General features: G+C 33.1%; 13 protein-coding genes. All 13 read left to right on the top strand.

Annotation, left to right across the window (positions count from 1 at the left end):
• The first annotated feature begins 58 nt into the window (after nucleotides 1-58).
• The 13 genes from PL77_RS22115 (at nucleotide 59) to PL77_RS22175 (ending at nucleotide 17,292) form a co-directional block, all read left to right on the top strand.
• On the top strand, nucleotides 59-715 hold the full coding sequence (locus tag PL77_RS22115) for a TolC family protein (protein ID WP_044210385.1): 657 nt from the start codon (nucleotides 59-61) through the stop codon (nucleotides 713-715).
• A 13-nt stretch (nucleotides 716-728) separates the two neighbouring features.
• Nucleotides 729-2,897 (top strand): hypothetical protein, encoded by a 2,169-nt coding sequence (locus PL77_RS22120; protein WP_156152485.1) that lies wholly within the window; start codon nucleotides 729-731, stop codon nucleotides 2,895-2,897.
• 127 nt (nucleotides 2,898-3,024) lie between these two features.
• Complete coding sequence (locus tag PL77_RS22125) at nucleotides 3,025-4,110, top strand: glycosyltransferase (protein ID WP_172665925.1); 1,086 nt, start codon at nucleotides 3,025-3,027, stop codon at nucleotides 4,108-4,110.
• A 9-nt stretch (nucleotides 4,111-4,119) separates the two neighbouring features.
• Nucleotides 4,120-5,676, top strand: coding sequence for an O-antigen ligase (locus tag PL77_RS22130; protein ID WP_044210392.1), 1,557 nt, complete (start codon nucleotides 4,120-4,122; stop codon nucleotides 5,674-5,676).
• 182 nt (nucleotides 5,677-5,858) lie between these two features.
• Nucleotides 5,859-7,016, top strand: coding sequence for a sugar transferase (locus PL77_RS30925; protein WP_052444635.1), 1,158 nt, complete (start codon nucleotides 5,859-5,861; stop codon nucleotides 7,014-7,016).
• Nucleotides 7,017-7,144: 128 nt separating this feature from the next.
• Complete coding sequence (locus tag PL77_RS22140; protein WP_044210395.1) at nucleotides 7,145-8,227, top strand: glycosyltransferase family 1 protein; 1,083 nt, start codon at nucleotides 7,145-7,147, stop codon at nucleotides 8,225-8,227.
• A complete protein-coding gene (locus PL77_RS22145) occupies nucleotides 8,224-9,114 on the top strand; it encodes a glycosyltransferase family 2 protein (protein WP_044210397.1) in 891 nt (296 codons plus the stop codon). The genes PL77_RS22140 and PL77_RS22145 overlap by 4 nt, the downstream gene beginning before the upstream one ends.
• 3 nt (nucleotides 9,115-9,117) lie before the next feature.
• On the top strand, nucleotides 9,118-10,323 hold the full coding sequence (locus tag PL77_RS22150) for a glycosyltransferase (protein WP_044210399.1): 1,206 nt from the start codon (nucleotides 9,118-9,120) through the stop codon (nucleotides 10,321-10,323).
• Nucleotides 10,313-10,936: a DapH/DapD/GlmU-related protein gene (locus PL77_RS22155; RefSeq protein ID WP_044210401.1), complete on the top strand. Its 624-nt coding sequence runs from the start codon at nucleotides 10,313-10,315 to the stop codon at nucleotides 10,934-10,936. Before PL77_RS22150 ends, PL77_RS22155 begins: the two co-directional genes overlap by 11 nt.
• Nucleotides 10,937-10,940: 4 nt before the next feature.
• On the top strand, nucleotides 10,941-11,849 hold the full coding sequence (locus tag PL77_RS22160; protein WP_044210403.1) for a glycosyltransferase family 2 protein: 909 nt from the start codon (nucleotides 10,941-10,943) through the stop codon (nucleotides 11,847-11,849).
• Nucleotides 11,850-12,047: 198 nt separating this feature from the next.
• A complete protein-coding gene (locus tag PL77_RS22165; protein ID WP_044210404.1) occupies nucleotides 12,048-13,235 on the top strand; it encodes a glycosyltransferase family 2 protein in 1,188 nt (395 codons plus the stop codon).
• Nucleotides 13,236-16,379, top strand: coding sequence for an Ig-like domain-containing protein (locus tag PL77_RS22170; protein WP_082026679.1), 3,144 nt, complete (start codon nucleotides 13,236-13,238; stop codon nucleotides 16,377-16,379).
• A gap of 4 nt (nucleotides 16,380-16,383) precedes the next feature.
• The gene (locus PL77_RS22175) at nucleotides 16,384-17,292 is read left to right on the top strand and encodes a type IX secretion system membrane protein PorP/SprF (protein ID WP_082026680.1); all 909 of its coding nucleotides are present in this window, start codon (nucleotides 16,384-16,386) and stop codon (nucleotides 17,290-17,292) included.

Raw genomic sequence — 17,292 nt, forward strand, 5'->3', positions numbered from 1 at the left:
CTTTAAAACCCAATAGTAACTAAACATAATAAAATCTAAACTCTTGAATCTCGACTTAATGAATATAAAAAAGATCACCATATCATTATTCATTTTTACGCTATATTCAATTCAAACTTACGCCCAGTTTGAAACTAATATTAATTATAAATTACTCGATTCACTCAAGGAATTAAGATATGATGTGGCGTATTCATTAAAGATTCAACAAGAAGATATTTTTGCAGCCAAAGAAGCCTTACACTCGACACAAAAAAGTTGGCTTTCTTCCTTTACGATTGGTATAAGTAGTTTTAGATATTCCTCTGATGGAACAGTTACGCAAGTTTCAGCTTTTTCTGATATTGGTGTCACACTCTCTCTCGATTTGTATTCTTTCACTTCGTTGAATAATAGAATAAAAATTGCAAGACATGAATTAAGGAAAAAAGAATTACAATATTTTAGTCAGCAAAAAGCTTTAGAAAGAGAGTTAGTAGGGGTATATTCCGCCTATTTATTAGCTGTTGAAAAACTGAAGTTATTGACTAGTCAAGAATCAAATCAAATAGAAATATTAAATATAGTCAAAGAGAAATTTTTACGAGGTGAGGCAAAAATTGATGATTACCTCGCGATAGAAGAACTTTTAGAAAAAACTCGAATTGCCAAAATTGAGGCTGAAGTAGCCTCTCAAATGGCTTATAAGGAATTACAAATACTAACCACTGATTAAGTAACTATATTAAGTGCAAACTATATATTACATATTATTTGAAGTCTTAAAACGATGGTATTTGTGGACAATTCCTCCGGCAATAGCAGCAGTATTCGTTTACACAAAAACGGCAGATTTTAAGAGCTTTGAATCCAAATCCAAACTTCAGTTTGAGCTAACAAGCGATGAAAACTTAACTTTGAATAGTAAATCGATAAAACTATTTGAGTATGGTTTCTTATTTAGTGATGTGATTGAGGTAGCTCGATTACAGCATGTTACTCAACGTATCCAATTGCGAATTCTAAAAGACGGTGTAGGAGATAAGCGATACTTTGATTTTGAAGTAGATGAAAACCTTTATGGCCCTAATGAAATCATCAATAGGATAGATTTTTTAATCGAAAAAAATAAACTATTGGATATGCAACGTCCAATAGATGTAGTGATTTTACAGTTATTAGAGAAAAATGGAATTACTCCAGCTGCAGTTGAATCCAAGATTAAAATTTCAAGAATTGGTTCTAGTAAGTATATGACAATTACAGCTGAAGATAAGCTTGCTAAAGTAGCCTATTTTTATGTAAAAGTAATGGCTGAAGAATGGACCCAAGAGTATAAAAATGAAATTGGGCATCAACTAACAGGTAAGAGAATTATTATAGAGGAAACAACGAATAAGGCCAAAGACGAGTTGGATTACTTACTTGACTCTTTAAGAAACTACCAAGAGCGTTTTAATGTTTTTAATGTAGAGGCTTCATCAGATGCTGTTAATGAGAGAATTTTGGAGTTACAGAAAATGTTAGGAACATTATCAAAAAACCATGCAGCAAGAAGAAGAGCTATTGATTATATAAAACATCAATTAGAAGTGAAAAAAGATTATGGTTATGCAAACGAAAATCAGGACTTACATGAACAGATAATACATTTAAAAGATTCTTTACAAAAGCTGAAATTAAGTCGTGAGTTTGATCAATTTAAAGCAGATCAGCTACCATTTGATTATCAGTCAAATTTAGAAAATGAAATATCACATCTTGAAAGTCGATTGCAGAACTCTCTAAATGAGACAATTATAAACACTACTTATGATCCCTCTGCAACTAAACAAAGTATAGTTTCAGATTTAGTTGTGCTAGAAATAGAATATGAAAAAGAGGAAGCCATGATTCCGGTAGTAAAATCACAACTTTGGGAGGTGAAAAGTGAAGGAAAAAGGTTAGTGGGTATTATATCACATGTAGATAACTTAAAACATAAAATCAATACAAAAGAAAAGCATTACCTCAAGCTTTTAGATAAACTAAATGTGGCTTTGGTGTTAGAGAAAGATGCAGGTAAAGATTTATTTGTGATCGAAGAAGCGAATTTCCCTCTCAAACCAAAGAGTTCTAAAAGAATGCTTTTGGTGATTGGTACTTTCATGGGAGGGTTACTATTAATCATAGTTGCTATTGTTGCCACATTAGCTTTAGATAAAAATCTACATAAGCCTTTCCAATTTGAACATGAAACAGTGATAAGTACCGTCGCCATTGTTTCAGGTCGAAGGCATAAAGTCAATAAAATTATTCAGAAAATACCAAAGTTGAACCAATTTATTCATAAGCGATGTCAGAAGAAAAATAAGGTATTAGACGCACTTGAACGAGATGTGATTAAATCCATCAGAAAGCAAGTTTTGGAAATTGACACTAACGAGTCAGGCATTATATTATTTAACTATGTAAGAAGTAATAAAATGCAATATCATACGGTAAAGAAGCTGTATGATTTTTTGCGTGTATTGGGAGTTGAAACTTTGATACTTTATGCAAATTGGGATCTTCCTGATGTTGATTTTGAAGATGCACCCGTCATTGGTAATAGTTATGCAGATGTAGAGACTGCGACAGCTTCAGGAATGATAGATCTTTCTAAGTATGCTGCATCGCCTTATGATTATGCGTTACCGAGTAAGTGGTTCAAAATGTTGAAAAGATTAAAAGAGCAATATAAATATATTTTCATTTTACCTCCTCCAATCTATCAATCATTGGAGTGGAAAGAGTGGATGGATTTGTCATCAGACCTTTACTACATGTATGAGTTACATTTTCCATTCAATGAAGATGATGCTAAAAATCAAAATGAGATGTATGAATCGCACCTCAATATTTTAGGTACTATAATTACGGAAGACGATGAATATTAATTACCTTGACCTAGCCCATACTATTTTTCAGTTCATAAGTTTCTATTTCTTATGCTACAGTTTTTACTGGATGATGACCCTTTTTATTGGATCCTTTTACAAGGAACCAAAAACTAGTTCTTTTCCTATGAAAGATAGGTGGTTGGTAGTCCTTCCTGCCTATGCACCTAATTCTACTTTTTTTGAAGTTTTAAAAAGTATAAGGGATCATCAACCCCCGAACTTTATAGAAATGAAAACCTATGTTTTATTTCAAAATACCAATGCAAAATTTATAGATCAATGCTATAAAAAGATGGATTTCCTTTGTAATCATAAAAGCTTCCATAATCAAGAAGGAAACTCTTATGTACATGCATTAAAATTTATTTGTCATCAAATTACATCTGATAATCAGTTAAAGCTTTTTGATCCTACACATATTATTTTATTGGATAAAGATAATATCATTGCTCCTGATTTCTTCTATAAAATGTATGCATTAAGAGGAAATGGTTACGACCTCATACAAGGGAAAAGATTACCATTATCACATGTCAATGGGGTAACATCTTATGATCAAATATCGGAGTCTCTGAATGATATGATGATGCGACAATACAGAGTGAAAATGGGATGGTTGCCTGAACTGAGTGGAAGTGGCTTTTTGGTCGATAAAAGATTATTTGTAAAAGGGATTAATAAGTTAGATGAAAATAATCCAGGAATGGATAAGAATTTATTGATTAATTGGTTATTGAACTTCAATGATATAAAAGCTTGCTTCTCAAATTCAACTTTAGTTTATGAGGAAAAAACAGATGACCTTAATGTATTAGGAGCACAACGAACAAGGTGGTTTGCAGAACAATATCAAACATTAGCAGCTTATTTTGCTCCTCTCGTAGCAAAAGGGTTTTCCACTTTTAGATTCGAAATATTAGACTATGTATTTGCTTTATCTCGTCCACCGAGAAGTATTCACTTATTAGTAGTTCCTATATTATTGATATCGGAATTAATCGTATTCAAAACTTCAATTTTCAATTTATTGTCTTTATTGTTTCTTGTTTTTGGAGTGATTCTTTTTCTAACGAATCAAAGACTTTGGGGTGCTGCATTTCGAGTCTTGAAGATGTTCCCGTCTTTAATCCTGAGCAATTTGAAAAGTATTCTAAAAATTGGAGCTCAAACGAAAGGAAATTTCATCCATACTGAACGAGAAGAAAAATAAGATGGAACGATGATGAGGGTAGCAAAGAGAGTAATAAAGAAAATGATAGGAGAGCGGTATAACACCAATTTTGGTGCTTTCTGCCTCATTACTTTTGCATTTGCAATCGCTATATTGGTGATGAAAACCAATTGGGTAACAGGTATTGTACTTGCATTTGTATGTGTGGCTATTCCTATTTTCTTTTCTCTTTTCGTTAAACTTGAGTTTGCGATTTATTTTTTCCTTACCCTCTCAATTTTTATAGGTGTTCCCTTAAAAATCCCAACTTCAATACCGATTGGTATTTCCTTTGATGGATCTATTCTTTTCACTTTTTTTGGACATGTTTTTAGATGCTATGAAAGGAAAGATTATAAATCTACATTCAAATTTTATCCCGTTTATTTTGTTTATGCTTGGATGGCCTACAACTTTTTACAAGTAGGCAACCCTTGGGCAGCATCTAGAGCCGCTTGGTTTTATACTATGCGTCCTTATGTTTTTTACCCTCTCATTTTTGTTTTAACCTATTATCAATTTAGAACCAAAGAACAGATCCTTAAAGTTTTACATTATTTCCTTGTCATCACTACTATTTGTGCAGCATGGGGTTGTTATCAGTTTTTGTTTGGCTATCTAAATTTTGAAATGATGTGGGTTTTAGCCAACGATGCAAAACATTTGGTCTATATCAATGGGCGTTGGAGATCTTTTGGTACTACGGGTTCCCCTGCCCATTTTGGTGTTCTAATGGGTTTAATGTTCAATTTTTATGCGATATTAATACCCGTATATAAAAAGCTTTCTCAAAAAATCTTCATGATGATAGCTTTATTAATTATCTTCTTAGGTTTGGTTTGGTCTGGTACACGTTCAGGATTTGCAATTGTACCGATTGGGTTTATTATCATTATTGGTCTTTGGGGAAATACGAAAATTTATATTGTTGGTGCTATACTAGTGGCAATTATGACCTTTGTGATTGTTACTCCTTCCAACAATTACCATATACAAAGAATACAATCTACTTTCAATGCAAGTGAAGACGAGTCCTATAAAGAAAGAAAAAGAAATCAGGAACGAATCAAACCTTGGTTAGCTAAACACCCTATCGGAGGAGGATTGGGAAGTACAGGGATTTGGGGAATGAAATTCTCTCCTGGCACAATGCTTTCGGGATTCGCACCTGACTCAGGTCATGTAAGAGTAATGGTAGAAACGGGGTATGTAGGGTTGGTCATCTATCTTGCTTTTTATTTCGCAATGTTACTACCTGCTTTTTTTAAAGTCAAAGTATGGAGTTTGCAAGATCAAGATTATAAACTTTTAATTCTCACTTTCTTTGCATTTTATGGCGCTTTTATGGTTGTAGAACAAGCACAAGATATCAATGGTATTTTACCATTTAGTGTAGGTTTATGGTTCTTCTCAGCAATTTTTTGTAGATTAATAAAGTTAGCATTGGCAGACGAATTAAGAAGGTGGGTTGAATTAAACGACCAACGTAAAGAAGAATTTGAAGAAAGAGAAAAACGAAAATTTGCTAAAAGACAAAAATACTTGAAAAGACTCTTTGAAGAGTAACTAAAAGTTTAAAATATACTCTTATAATCAACCAAAAACGAAACTAAAAACCGAAGTACAAGATTGTTATATAGAAATATTTAAAGATGATGCATAATTATAAAAACGTAATTATGGAATCAATTCTTGAGATGAATTTTTCTTTATAATTCTATGTTCTTAGGTAAAGAATAATTACCACCATGAGAAAAGTACTATATCTAGAAGACGACCGATTTATGTTTGAGTTTGTGGAACATGTTCTTAAAAGCAAATATGAGATCATCGAAGCAAGAAGTATTGAACAAGCTGAAGAAATCCTATCCAAAGTCTCAATCTCCTTACTATTGTCAGACCTACATATTCATGATGAAAGCATGATTGATTTTTTAGGAGAGCTCAAACAAAATGATGCTTATAAAAACCTTCCTATCGTTGTATTGACATCAGAAATTGATGTCAATTGTAAAATGGAACTCTTAAAGTCAGGTGTAAGTGAGTACATCACGAAGCCCTTCGTTCCGGAAAATTTAGATCTAATTCTTCAAAATGTTATTTATCAATTTGAGGTACTCGAAAACTATGATACGGTAGATTTCCCAGATAAGAAACTGATCAAAAGAAGAAAAAACCTCTACGTATTATTAAACGACTTTACAAAACGAATCTTTGATATTGTTGTTTCTTCTATTCTAATCATTCTGTTGTCACCTTTATTATTATTAATCGCTGCGGCAATAAGAATTGAATCCAAAGGGAATGTGATTTATTCCGCAAAGAGAGTGGGGAGGTATTACGCTATTTTTCCTTTTTATAAATTTAGATCGATGAGGGTTGATGCTGATAGTATGGTAAGTTCATTACAAAAAGAAAATGCATACAATAAGGAGGAAGAATCTAATGAAAACGAAGTACCGAGTGATCAAAAGCCTCACATGCTCTACAGCGACAAAGGATATCAGGTAACCTATAAGGACTATATTAAAGAAAAGAATAAATCTTCCTTTTTTAAACTTAAAAATGATCCGAGAGTAACAAAAGTAGGTGCCTTAATCCGTAAAACAAGTCTTGATGAATTGCCTCAATTATTTAATGTCCTTTTTGGTCATATGTCGATTGTGGGGAATAGACCTCTTCCTATTTACGAAGCTGAACAAATGACAAAAGATAAATCAATTCTAAGATTTTCAGCACCCGCAGGAATTACTGGATTATGGCAAGTAGAAAAGTCGAAAAGAGCTTTTATGACTATTGAAGAACGTATTGAGTTAGATACAAAATATGCTAGAAAGTATAATATTTTTTATGATATAGGATTAATGCTAAAGACCATTCCAGCAATGATCCAAAAAGAAGAATAAATCATATTAAAAGTAAGAATAAGAGTTAGTATACACTATATAACATTGTTTTGTACAATCTTTATATTTTATGAATGATACTGATATTATTTAGTATTTTAGATAAATAACAATAACCAATAGAAAAAATGAATATTCAATTTCTTTCATGTTTAGAAGGAAAGTTTGGTATTGGTCAATATTCAGAAAGATTAGCCCAAGGAATGTACCGAGATGGTTTAGAGATTTTACTCTCAAGAAAAAAAGGAGCTGAATTTCCGTTTACGAATCACTATCATCATCGCTCGTTAAGAAACTTAAGAAACTATATTGCACCCTTTTATATGTCTAGAGAACTAAATCATCAACATAGAGAATTCTCCATATATCATGCAGACAATATTGATGCATTTACGGGGTACTATTGGTCAAATAAAAAAAAGACTGGTAAAAATATAGTGACAATTCACGATGTTATTCCTCTTCATTTTAAAAATACAAATCCAATTGTACATCAATATTATTTGTATCAGTTAAACACTTCTATTAAGTATTCTGATTTAATAGTAACAGTGTCTGAAACCTCAAAACAAGATTTGGTAAGAATGACTAATGCTGACCCTGAAAAAGTAAAAGTAGTCTATAACGGGATTGATCACTCTACATTTTATTGGGATAAGGACCTTAAAACTGAAAATAAAAAATTTACAATTCGATATTTAGGAGGTTTGGGCGTTGTACATAAAAATGCAGTTGCATTGATAGAAGTCGCTCGAATCCTTGAAGAAAAAGGACTTGATTTTAATATGGAAATTGGAAGTGGCAACGCTGCTTACACCAACCTTCCTGATTTAGTTGAAAAATACAATTTAAAGAATGTTTCATTTGTAGGGTATGTAGCGGAAAAGGACTTGCAAAATTTCCTTCAAACAGCTGACGCCTTTTTATATCCATCAAAATTTGAAGGGTTTGGGTTTCCACCATTAGAAGCAATGGCTTGTGGTACTGCTACGGTATCTTCCAATGAAGGCTCTTTAGGAGAAGTACTCAAAGATGGTGCATTACTTTCATCCTCAGCTCCAGCAGAACTTGCTGATAATATTATAAAGTTAATGAAGGATGAAAATTTAAAGAAAGAATATGAGCAAAGAGGAATCCAAGTCGCCCAAAAATATACGTGGTCAAAAGCCACCAACGAGCTAGAAAGTATCTACGAAAATCTGATGTCATGAAAATAAGTGTTATAGTTCCTACTCACAACAGAATGTCGTCTATGCTTACCTTGGCAGAGGCATTAAATACACTCGATTACCCAAATTACGAGGTGATTGTTGTTTGTGATTCTTGTAAAGATGATACCAAAAAAGAATTAGAAAAAAGGTATGGTCAATATGAAAGTTGGAAGATTCTTGAAGTAGAAAAAGCAGGACCTGCAAAAGCCAGAAATACAGGAGCAAGGTTGGCTACAGGTGAAATACTTGCATTTACGGATGATGATTGTATACCTGATTCAAATTGGTTACAAATTATTCATCTGAATCTATATAATAATGATAAAGTTGTTGGTCTAGAAGGTCTTACTTATACTTTCAAAAAAGAGGTGACACCACTCACTCATCAAATTGAAAATCTAGAAGGAAATCCTGCTGTACCAACTTGTAATGTAGCCTTCAGAAAAGAAACATTTGAATACCTCAACGGTTTTGATGAGACTTTTCCTTATGCACATAACGAAGATGCTGATTTTGCTTGGAGAATGAGAGAAGTAGGAGAGATCGTCTTTGTAGAGGAAATGAAAGTATGTCATCCACCACGTCAAGAATCATTTTCTAAGATGAAATCTAGAATGAAAATCTTAGAAAGTGAGTTTCTGCTTTATTATAAAAATACAAACCTCTATCATAAATATAGAAACACTTCACCATGGGTGACCATATATTGGGAAGTATTTTTCTATCATCAATTAATGAATTTGAAAAGTACATTTAAGTATTTTTTTAGGCCGAAACTCTTTTTAGGAGGACTAAAACTTATCTTTTATTGGTGGATTGATTTAATTCTACTTTTCCCAAAATACTCAGCCTCAAACTTTAAATATCAAAAACAATTTCAATCATAAACTATGCATATTTTTAGACCCATTGTATTACAAGCACTAACGAGAGTCGATGAACAGTTTGGTGCTACATCTATCTCTTTAGCGAAAAAATGGTCTAGAGATAGGTTAGTATTTTATGTTGATCATCCTTATACGTTTAAAGATCTTACAAACGAAGCGTACAAAGAGCAACTCAAAAAAAGAAAGGCACTATGGAAAGATGATGTCTTCTATTTTCAGCCTTTTGATGATTATCCCAATTTTATAAATATTTGTCCGCCACCGGTTTTTCCAATTAATTTTCTTCCTCCTGGTTTGATTTACAATCAATTAAAGACCAAAAATTGTAAAACCATTTGGAATGCAATTGATACTGTCTTAGATCGTTTTCATGTGAAAGATAATTTTGTTTATATCAACTCATTTAATCCCGTTTATTTTTCAGTTCATTCTAAGAAAAAATACATTATGTCTATCTATCATTGTGTAGACCTTATTGAGGGAGAGAAGTACATTGCAAAACATGGAGTTGTAGCGGAGAAGAAAGCCGCAGAAAATGCAGATTTAGTTATCACTACTTCAGATGATTTGAGATATCGTTTAGAGCCTTATGCGAAGCAAATAGAAACAGTATATAATGGTGCTGATTATGATTTTTTTCAAAGGGATACTTATTCTGAATCTCACCTTCTAAAGAATATCCCAAAAGGGAAACGTGTAACCTATGTGGGAAATATTGGGCTGAGAATTAATTATAAACTATTAGAAAAAATTGTCAGTAATGATCCAGATTTGCAACTGATTCTCGTAGGACCAATTAATCAAAGAGAATTTAGAGGTGGAAAATTATTAGATTATGATAATGTACATTATCTGGGACCTCAAAAGATGGAGGACGTTCCTGATCTAATTTATTATTCAGATGCTTGTATCATTCCATTCCTTTGTAATGATTTGACACAATGTATTTATCCTTTAAAAATCAATGAATACCTGAGTGTTGGAAAACCTGTATTGACGACTCCTTTTACCAACTTAGATGATTTTAAAGATGTTATACATATCTACAACGATGATGCTTCTTTTGAGGAAGAGTTAACAAAAGCCTTGAAAGATTCGACGGAACAAGTCACTCAAAGGAAAAAAATTGCCAAAAATAATAAGTGGGAAAACAGAGCAAGTCAATTTCATAATATATACCTCAATAAAATAAATAGAAATGCTCAGTAGCTTAAAACTATATGTTCAGAATAATGACTGGCTTAAACAGTTTATTCATCACTCTTTAGTGTTGTATTACAGACCCCGTTTTTGGGTGCGATTATTTTTATTTCCATTTTATATTAAAAGGGGGAAAAAGGCTGTAATTCGTTCGTCGGCTCGACTGGATCTATTCCCATTCAACAAAATTTCAATTGGAGAGAAAAGTATCATTGAAGACTTTGTGACACTCAATAATGCAGTTGGAGATTTAATTATAGGTAATAATGTGATCGTGGGTATTGGTAATACGATCATAGGGCCAGTTGAAATAAAGGATAATGTCCTTTTTGCTCAAAATATAGTCGCTTCAGCATTAAACCATGTCTTTGAAGACCCTAATCTTCCCATTGTTGATCAGGGAGTAAATACTAAAAAGATAACTGTTGGAGAAAATTCATGGATAGGAGCCAACGTAACAATTACACAAGGTGTAAACATTGGCAAGCATTGTGTAATTGGAGCAGGAAGTGTAGTGAATAAAGATATACCCGACTATCATGTGGCTATTGGAAATCCAATTCGACTAGTTAAAAAATATAATTTCGAAACCAAAAACTGGGAAAAGATCCCCAAAACTTGATATTATGCTTTCTATTATTACTGTAAATTTTAGGCAATTAGATGTGACTTTAGAATTAGTGAAATCGTTAATGAAATTTGCTCCTGAAGATTCAGAATGGATAATTGTTGATAACGGTTCACAAAAAGATATCTCTGTTATTTTAGAGAAGTTAGACCCCAGAGTAAAAGTGATTGTATCCAAAGAAAATCTAGGATTTGCAGGCGGAAATAACTTAGGTATTGAAGCTTCAAAAGGAGATTTTCTTTTTTTTATTAATAATGATACTGTAGTTACTGAAAGTTCATTTGAACCTTTATTAAAATCACTTGAAGATGAGAAAGTTGGGATGGTTTGTCCAAAAATTCATTACTACTACACACCCAATACTATTCAATACTCAGGTTTCACAGATATTAATCCATTTACAGGAAGAAATAGTGTAATTGGTGAAAGAGAACAGGATCAAGGACAATATGACAATATCAAGAAGACCTATTTTGGGCATGGTGCTGCTATGATGCTGAGAAGGAAAGTTGTTGAGGAAGTCGGAGGTATACCTGAAGCTTTTTTTCTTTATTATGAAGAAATGGATTGGTGCAAAAAAATTCGAAAAGCAGGTTACGAAATTCAATATAATGGTAATGCTATGATTCTACATAAAGAGTCTATTTCAGTTGGAAAATTGAGTCCGTTGAAAGAATATTATATGACTAGAAATAGAATTTTATTTATGTACCGAAATTACCCCATTTTTTATTTTATAGGCTTTCTTTTATTTTTTATGATACTCTCTTTTCCTAAAAGATATGTGTTTTTGCTCAATAAAGATAAGAAATTAAATATTGCACTAAGGGCAGGACTTTTATCAGCACTATTGTATCTTTTTAATAAAAGTATGGCACAACCCAAAGATGGGCTAAAATACGCTTAGATATTCCACTTAAATTTTGTACTTTGTTTATGTACTAAATTCTAAATCAAGAAAATTTTTAAGCTGTTTTTTATAATCTTATAACTCTTTTTTACTGTCTAGTTTTACTGCTATGTAGTTGAATCAATAGAATGAGATTAAACAAAAAGATAAAACCAAAAGAATTAGTCTTAGTACTAACAGTTAAATAACCTAGAAATGACTGCGAATTACCAATTACTATTTTGGGGACTCCTTTTTATTGTACTTTACAGTGCTGTTGGGTATCCAATATTGCTTTATACAATTCTATTAATTAGAAGAATTTTTAACCATAGGAAAGATTACTCAATATGGACAGATGAAGCATGTCCTGAGGTGACAATAATAATTCCTGCATATAATGAAGCATCAATAATAGATGAGAAAGTACAAAATACATTAGCACTTCAATATCCTACAGAAAAGAAAAAAATACTTTTCATTACGGATGGAAGTACGGATGAAACACCTGACATTGTTCGAAAATATAAAGACCAAGGAGTTGAGTTACTACATTCTCCTGAAAGGTGTGGTAAATCAGAAGCTCTAAATAGAGCAATGACATTTGTAGAGACAGATATTGTGGTTTGTTGTGACGCCAATACTATGATCAATAGAGATGCATTAATTCATTTGACAAATCATTATAGAGATCCTAAAGTAGGGGGAGTATGTGGAGAAAAGAAGGTTGTTACACCAACTTCAAATGGTGCAGCTTCCGAAGGAGAAGGAGCATATTGGCGTTATGAATCTAAACTGAAAGAATGGGATGCAGAATTGACAAGTGTAATGGGAGGTGCTGGAGAACTTTTCTCAATCCGTACTTCGTTATACCCTTCAATTCCTAAAGAAATTATTTTAGATGATTTTTTCATTACTATGCATATTGTTCAAAAAGGGTTTAAGGTGGCATATGAAAAAAATGCATATGCCACTGAAACATCTTCAGCCTCAGTTAATGACGAGATGACACGTAAAGTTCGTATTGCTTCAGGAGGTTTTCAGATTATGCTAGTGTTATTACCAATGCTCAACTTCTTCAAATATGGTTGGGTATCGTTTCAATATATATCTCATAGGGTATTAAGGTGGTTGATCGTTCCTTTTGCCTTACCATTGATATTCGTTCTCAATATTTATCTAGCATATGAGCTAAGAGGAATATATGAGTTCACACTTTTTGTACAGCTCCTCGCTTATGCAACAGCATTAGTTGGAAGATTTTTAAAGAAAAATAAAGTACAGATCAAAGGATTGTTGTTTCCCTATTACTACGCTTTTATGAACTACTGCGTTCTTTTAGGCTTTTTCAAATTTTTACAGGGTAACCATTCCTCGATCTGGGAAAAAGTAAACCGACAATAAATGTTCAAAACTACCCAAACATATCGACTTCTTTTTACACCATTGCTGACATTGCTATTAGCAATGATTCCTTTGAAAACCCATTATGATTATCTCACACTAGGATCTTGGAGTGACAAAGGTGTACCTTCTTATTTAGATGGACGTATATCCGTGCCCACTGAAGTAGTTGACAGAACTAGAGAACTTATAGAGGACTCATTAAGAATTTCTGGTAATGCATTTTTAGATAGAAATGCTATGGATATATATTTAAAAACAGAAGGAGAAGTATTTGTTACTTTGCTCTATGAAGATGCAGGGTGGAGAAATACCCTTGGTTTTTATACTTACACAGTGGATGATATACCTCAATCTACCAATGAAGTGGGTGATCTAACTATCATTTTTCCCAATATTGAAAGTCCGGATGTGGTAGATAATGGAATGAGAATTAGTTTGGGTACCTATCCTAAAAATACTGTTTTTGGTTTCTTTCTTGTCGCCCAAGGTTGGGACGGAGGTATTACTGATGGTGATTATACACTTTATACTAACGGCGATTTTAATGCAGCATTTACAGCAGGTACTTTATACAATCAGATGACCATCATTTTTGCTAATGATTTAACTTCAGCCAAAGATTTTGACTTCCTACTATGTATGGAAGATAATGTAGATATCTCAGCTGGTGATTATGATTATAATGATGCCGTTTTTCAATTAGAGTCATCGCCAGAAGCCTCATTAGCTCAATTTGTGCCAGAGGCTTTAATTGAACCTACAGCAGAGGATACACTAGTAACCGTTTTTCAGCACGATACTGTTACTTTCTCTATTGATAGTTTATTAGAAGATCATAACTACATTGATTATTCAAGTTTAGAAATATTGACACCAGTCGATAGTGAAGACCTTTCATTAATTTCATTTAATGGAACTGACCTAACTGTAGGATTAACCGATGGGTTATTTGATACTTTAGCCTTAGATTATAGAATCTGTAATGAAGATTTTACAAACTTATGTGATACAGGTATTATCTATATTGCATTAGGTAGTATTAATCAACCACCAGTTGCTCTAAGAGATTCATTGATACGTTATGATATTTCACTTACTACGACAGGTATTCCTTTAAGTAAATTAGGATCCGACCCTGATGATAACCTCAATCCAAATCATTTAAAAGCTTTATCTTCTGTAAATGATCTATTTTTTACAATATCAGATAATGGTCATATCAAAATAGTTCCACAATTGAATGCTAGTGGGATTGATACCGCTTTCTTTGAAATATGTGATTTAGGAACGCCAATTTATTGTGATACAGGATTCTTTTTAGTGGATTTTCCGGTGTTGCCAGTGGCGGTAGACGATGCAGTGACCTTACCAGATGGACATGAAATTAGTATCGATGTTTTGGCCAATGACACTCACCCTGATGATGATTTAGACCCATCGACTTTAACAATTATCGAAGAACCAGATATTGAAGGAGTTGAATTTGAAGTGGTCAATGGTGAGATAGTCCATACACCTCCTGAAGATTTTGTAGGATCTTATGATCTTACATATCAAATATGTGACAACTCAACACCTCCTGATTGCGATCAGGCAGTTTTAACGATTACTGTATTTGATGATGATCCCCTTGCTACTAATGATACTTTAATGCTCCCAGATGGTGATCCGGTAACTATAAATGTATTGGGTAATGATACCCACCCTCAAGATGATATCAATCCAATTACTTTGAGAATTGTATCAGAACCTGCAATCGAGGGCGTAGATTTTGAAGTTGTAAATGGTCAAATCACCCATACACCACCTGAAGGTTTTGCAGGAGAGTATGAATTGACTTATGAAATTTGTGATAATTCAACTCCTGCTGATTGTGATCAAGCTGTCGTTTATATCACTGTATTTGATGATGATTTACTAGCAGTCAATGATACCTTAACTCTTCCAGATGGAGATGTAGCAACAATAGATGTAATTGCAAATGATTTTCATCCAGAAGACGAGCTCGATCCTTCAACTCTAAGGATTATTGAAGAACCAGATATTGACGGTGTAGAGTTTGAGGTTCTTGATGGAGAAATTATTCATACACCACCTGAAGGTTTTGAAGGAACTTATGAGTTGACTTATGAGATTTGTGATGCTGCGACACCTGCCAATTGTGATCAAGCTGTAGTAGTTATCACAGTTGTTGATGATGATCCAACACCTGTTGAGAATTTACCACCAGTAGCAAAGGACGATTTTGCTGTTACTGATGTAGATGTTTCTGTAACGCTTCCTATTCTTGAAAATGATTACGACCAAGATGGCGGATTAGATTATTTCACTGTTTCCCAAATCACAGCTCCTTTAAACGGTTCAGTTTTGTTTGATGGTAATATCTCAGATGGTGATACTTCTGTGGTGGCTCATTATTTCCCTAATAAAGGTTATACTGGTGTTGATATTTTCACTTATGAAGTTTATGATAACGGTAGTCCAAGAAAGAAAGATGAAGCATTGGGTATTATTTTGATTGGAGATGAAGGTTATGTTTCTGAAAACTCATCTTTATACTGGATTGATTCAGTTAAAATATATGAGGGTGAAAGTTATAATCACCCATTAGAAGAGAAAGTAAATCTAGTCACTGATATAGATCTATCCTCACCTGTTACTACATTATTTGGTTCTCCAAACCTTGAAGGTGCATCTGCTGATGCAGTGGATTCATTGAACATTTTATATACTGCTCCTGATTCAGTAGGAGATGACGGTGAAAGAGATTTTGTTTACTATCGAGTATGTAATACTGACGAAGATTGTGGGTATGGTTTGCTTATTATCGATGTTTATAAAACAGGTACTGTCATAGAAGAGCCAATTGATATTACTATTTATAATGGCTTCTCACCGAATAATGACTTGATTAATGATGTATTTGTTATAGAGAATATTGAGAGATATAAAGACAATCAATTGAAGATCTATAATAGATGGGGCCAAGAAATATATCATAAAGATGGTTATGCGAATGAATGGACTGGAAATAATAATAACGGGGAGCCATTGCCTGATGGTACTTATTTCTATGTGATAATGATTGAATTAAATAATAAGACCAACACATTTAATGGCTATGTAGTATTGAAGAGATAAAAAGATGAGAAAACTAATTATAATTCTAGGACTAATATACATAATGGGAAATGAGGGGAAGGCACAACAATTACCAATGTTCACCCAATATGCTTATAATACATTGGCGATCAACCCTGCTTTTGCAGGTACAAAAGATGGTATTGACTTTCTGTTACTGAATCGATGGCAATGGGTAGATTACGAAGGTGCTCCAAATACATTTAATTTTAATTCTTCATTTAAAGTGGCTGATAAAGTGGGAATGGGTGTGAATTTTGTGAATGATAAAATTGGAGTTTCTACCACTAATACGATGCAACTTGCGGGCTCCTACATGACACGACTAAATGAAAAACTAACTTTATCTTTTGGTCTGGCACTCTCAACAACTTCATATAAGCATGATTGGAATAATATAAGTCTTCAAAATCCATCTGATCCTACTTTTGGAGCGAACAATGAAAATCTAACAAATATCAATGCAGGTTTTGGTCTATACTTATATAGTGATAAGTATTATGTTAGTTTTTCAATCCCTTACATTCTTGAAAACAAGATCACAAATACATCAGAAGCTCAAGAATACAGGCACTATTTTCTAAAAGGAGGAGTTCATTTTAACCTGTCCGAACACGTAGATTTTGTTCCGTCGGCACTTTTAAAGTATGTAACCAATAATGACGTTCAACTCGACATTACAGCCACTTTTATCTTACAAAAAATGTTGTGGTTGGGAGCAACTTACAGATCACAAGATGGTTTTGCTTTAATGGCACAACTTGACGTTAAAAAGAGGTTTAGGATTGGATATGGATATGATATTCCTGTTACAGATATACAAACAGCCACTTCAGGCTCACATGAAATAATATTGGGTTTTAATATCAAATCAAGAACGAATAATGTGATTGTGAGTCCAAGATATTTTTAA

This window comes from Flammeovirga sp. OC4 (assembly GCF_000812565.1).
GTDB lineage: Bacteria > Bacteroidota > Bacteroidia > Cytophagales > Flammeovirgaceae > Flammeovirga.

Coding starts and splice junctions, on each gene's coding strand:
- PL77_RS22115 (WP_044210385.1), top strand. CDS start 59: ATGAATATAAAAAAGATCACCATATCATTATTCATTTTTACGCTATAT.
- PL77_RS22125 (WP_172665925.1), top strand. CDS start 3,025: ATGAAAGATAGGTGGTTGGTAGTCCTTCCTGCCTATGCACCTAATTCT.
- PL77_RS22130 (WP_044210392.1), top strand. CDS start 4,120: ATGATGAGGGTAGCAAAGAGAGTAATAAAGAAAATGATAGGAGAGCGG.
- PL77_RS30925 (WP_052444635.1), top strand. CDS start 5,859: ATGAGAAAAGTACTATATCTAGAAGACGACCGATTTATGTTTGAGTTT.
- PL77_RS22140 (WP_044210395.1), top strand. CDS start 7,145: ATGAATATTCAATTTCTTTCATGTTTAGAAGGAAAGTTTGGTATTGGT.
- PL77_RS22145 (WP_044210397.1), top strand. CDS start 8,224: ATGAAAATAAGTGTTATAGTTCCTACTCACAACAGAATGTCGTCTATG.
- PL77_RS22150 (WP_044210399.1), top strand. CDS start 9,118: ATGCATATTTTTAGACCCATTGTATTACAAGCACTAACGAGAGTCGAT.
- PL77_RS22155 (WP_044210401.1), top strand. CDS start 10,313: ATGCTCAGTAGCTTAAAACTATATGTTCAGAATAATGACTGGCTTAAA.
- PL77_RS22160 (WP_044210403.1), top strand. CDS start 10,941: ATGCTTTCTATTATTACTGTAAATTTTAGGCAATTAGATGTGACTTTA.
- PL77_RS22165 (WP_044210404.1), top strand. CDS start 12,048: ATGACTGCGAATTACCAATTACTATTTTGGGGACTCCTTTTTATTGTA.
- PL77_RS22170 (WP_082026679.1), top strand. CDS start 13,236: ATGTTCAAAACTACCCAAACATATCGACTTCTTTTTACACCATTGCTG.
- PL77_RS22175 (WP_082026680.1), top strand. CDS start 16,384: ATGAGAAAACTAATTATAATTCTAGGACTAATATACATAATGGGAAAT.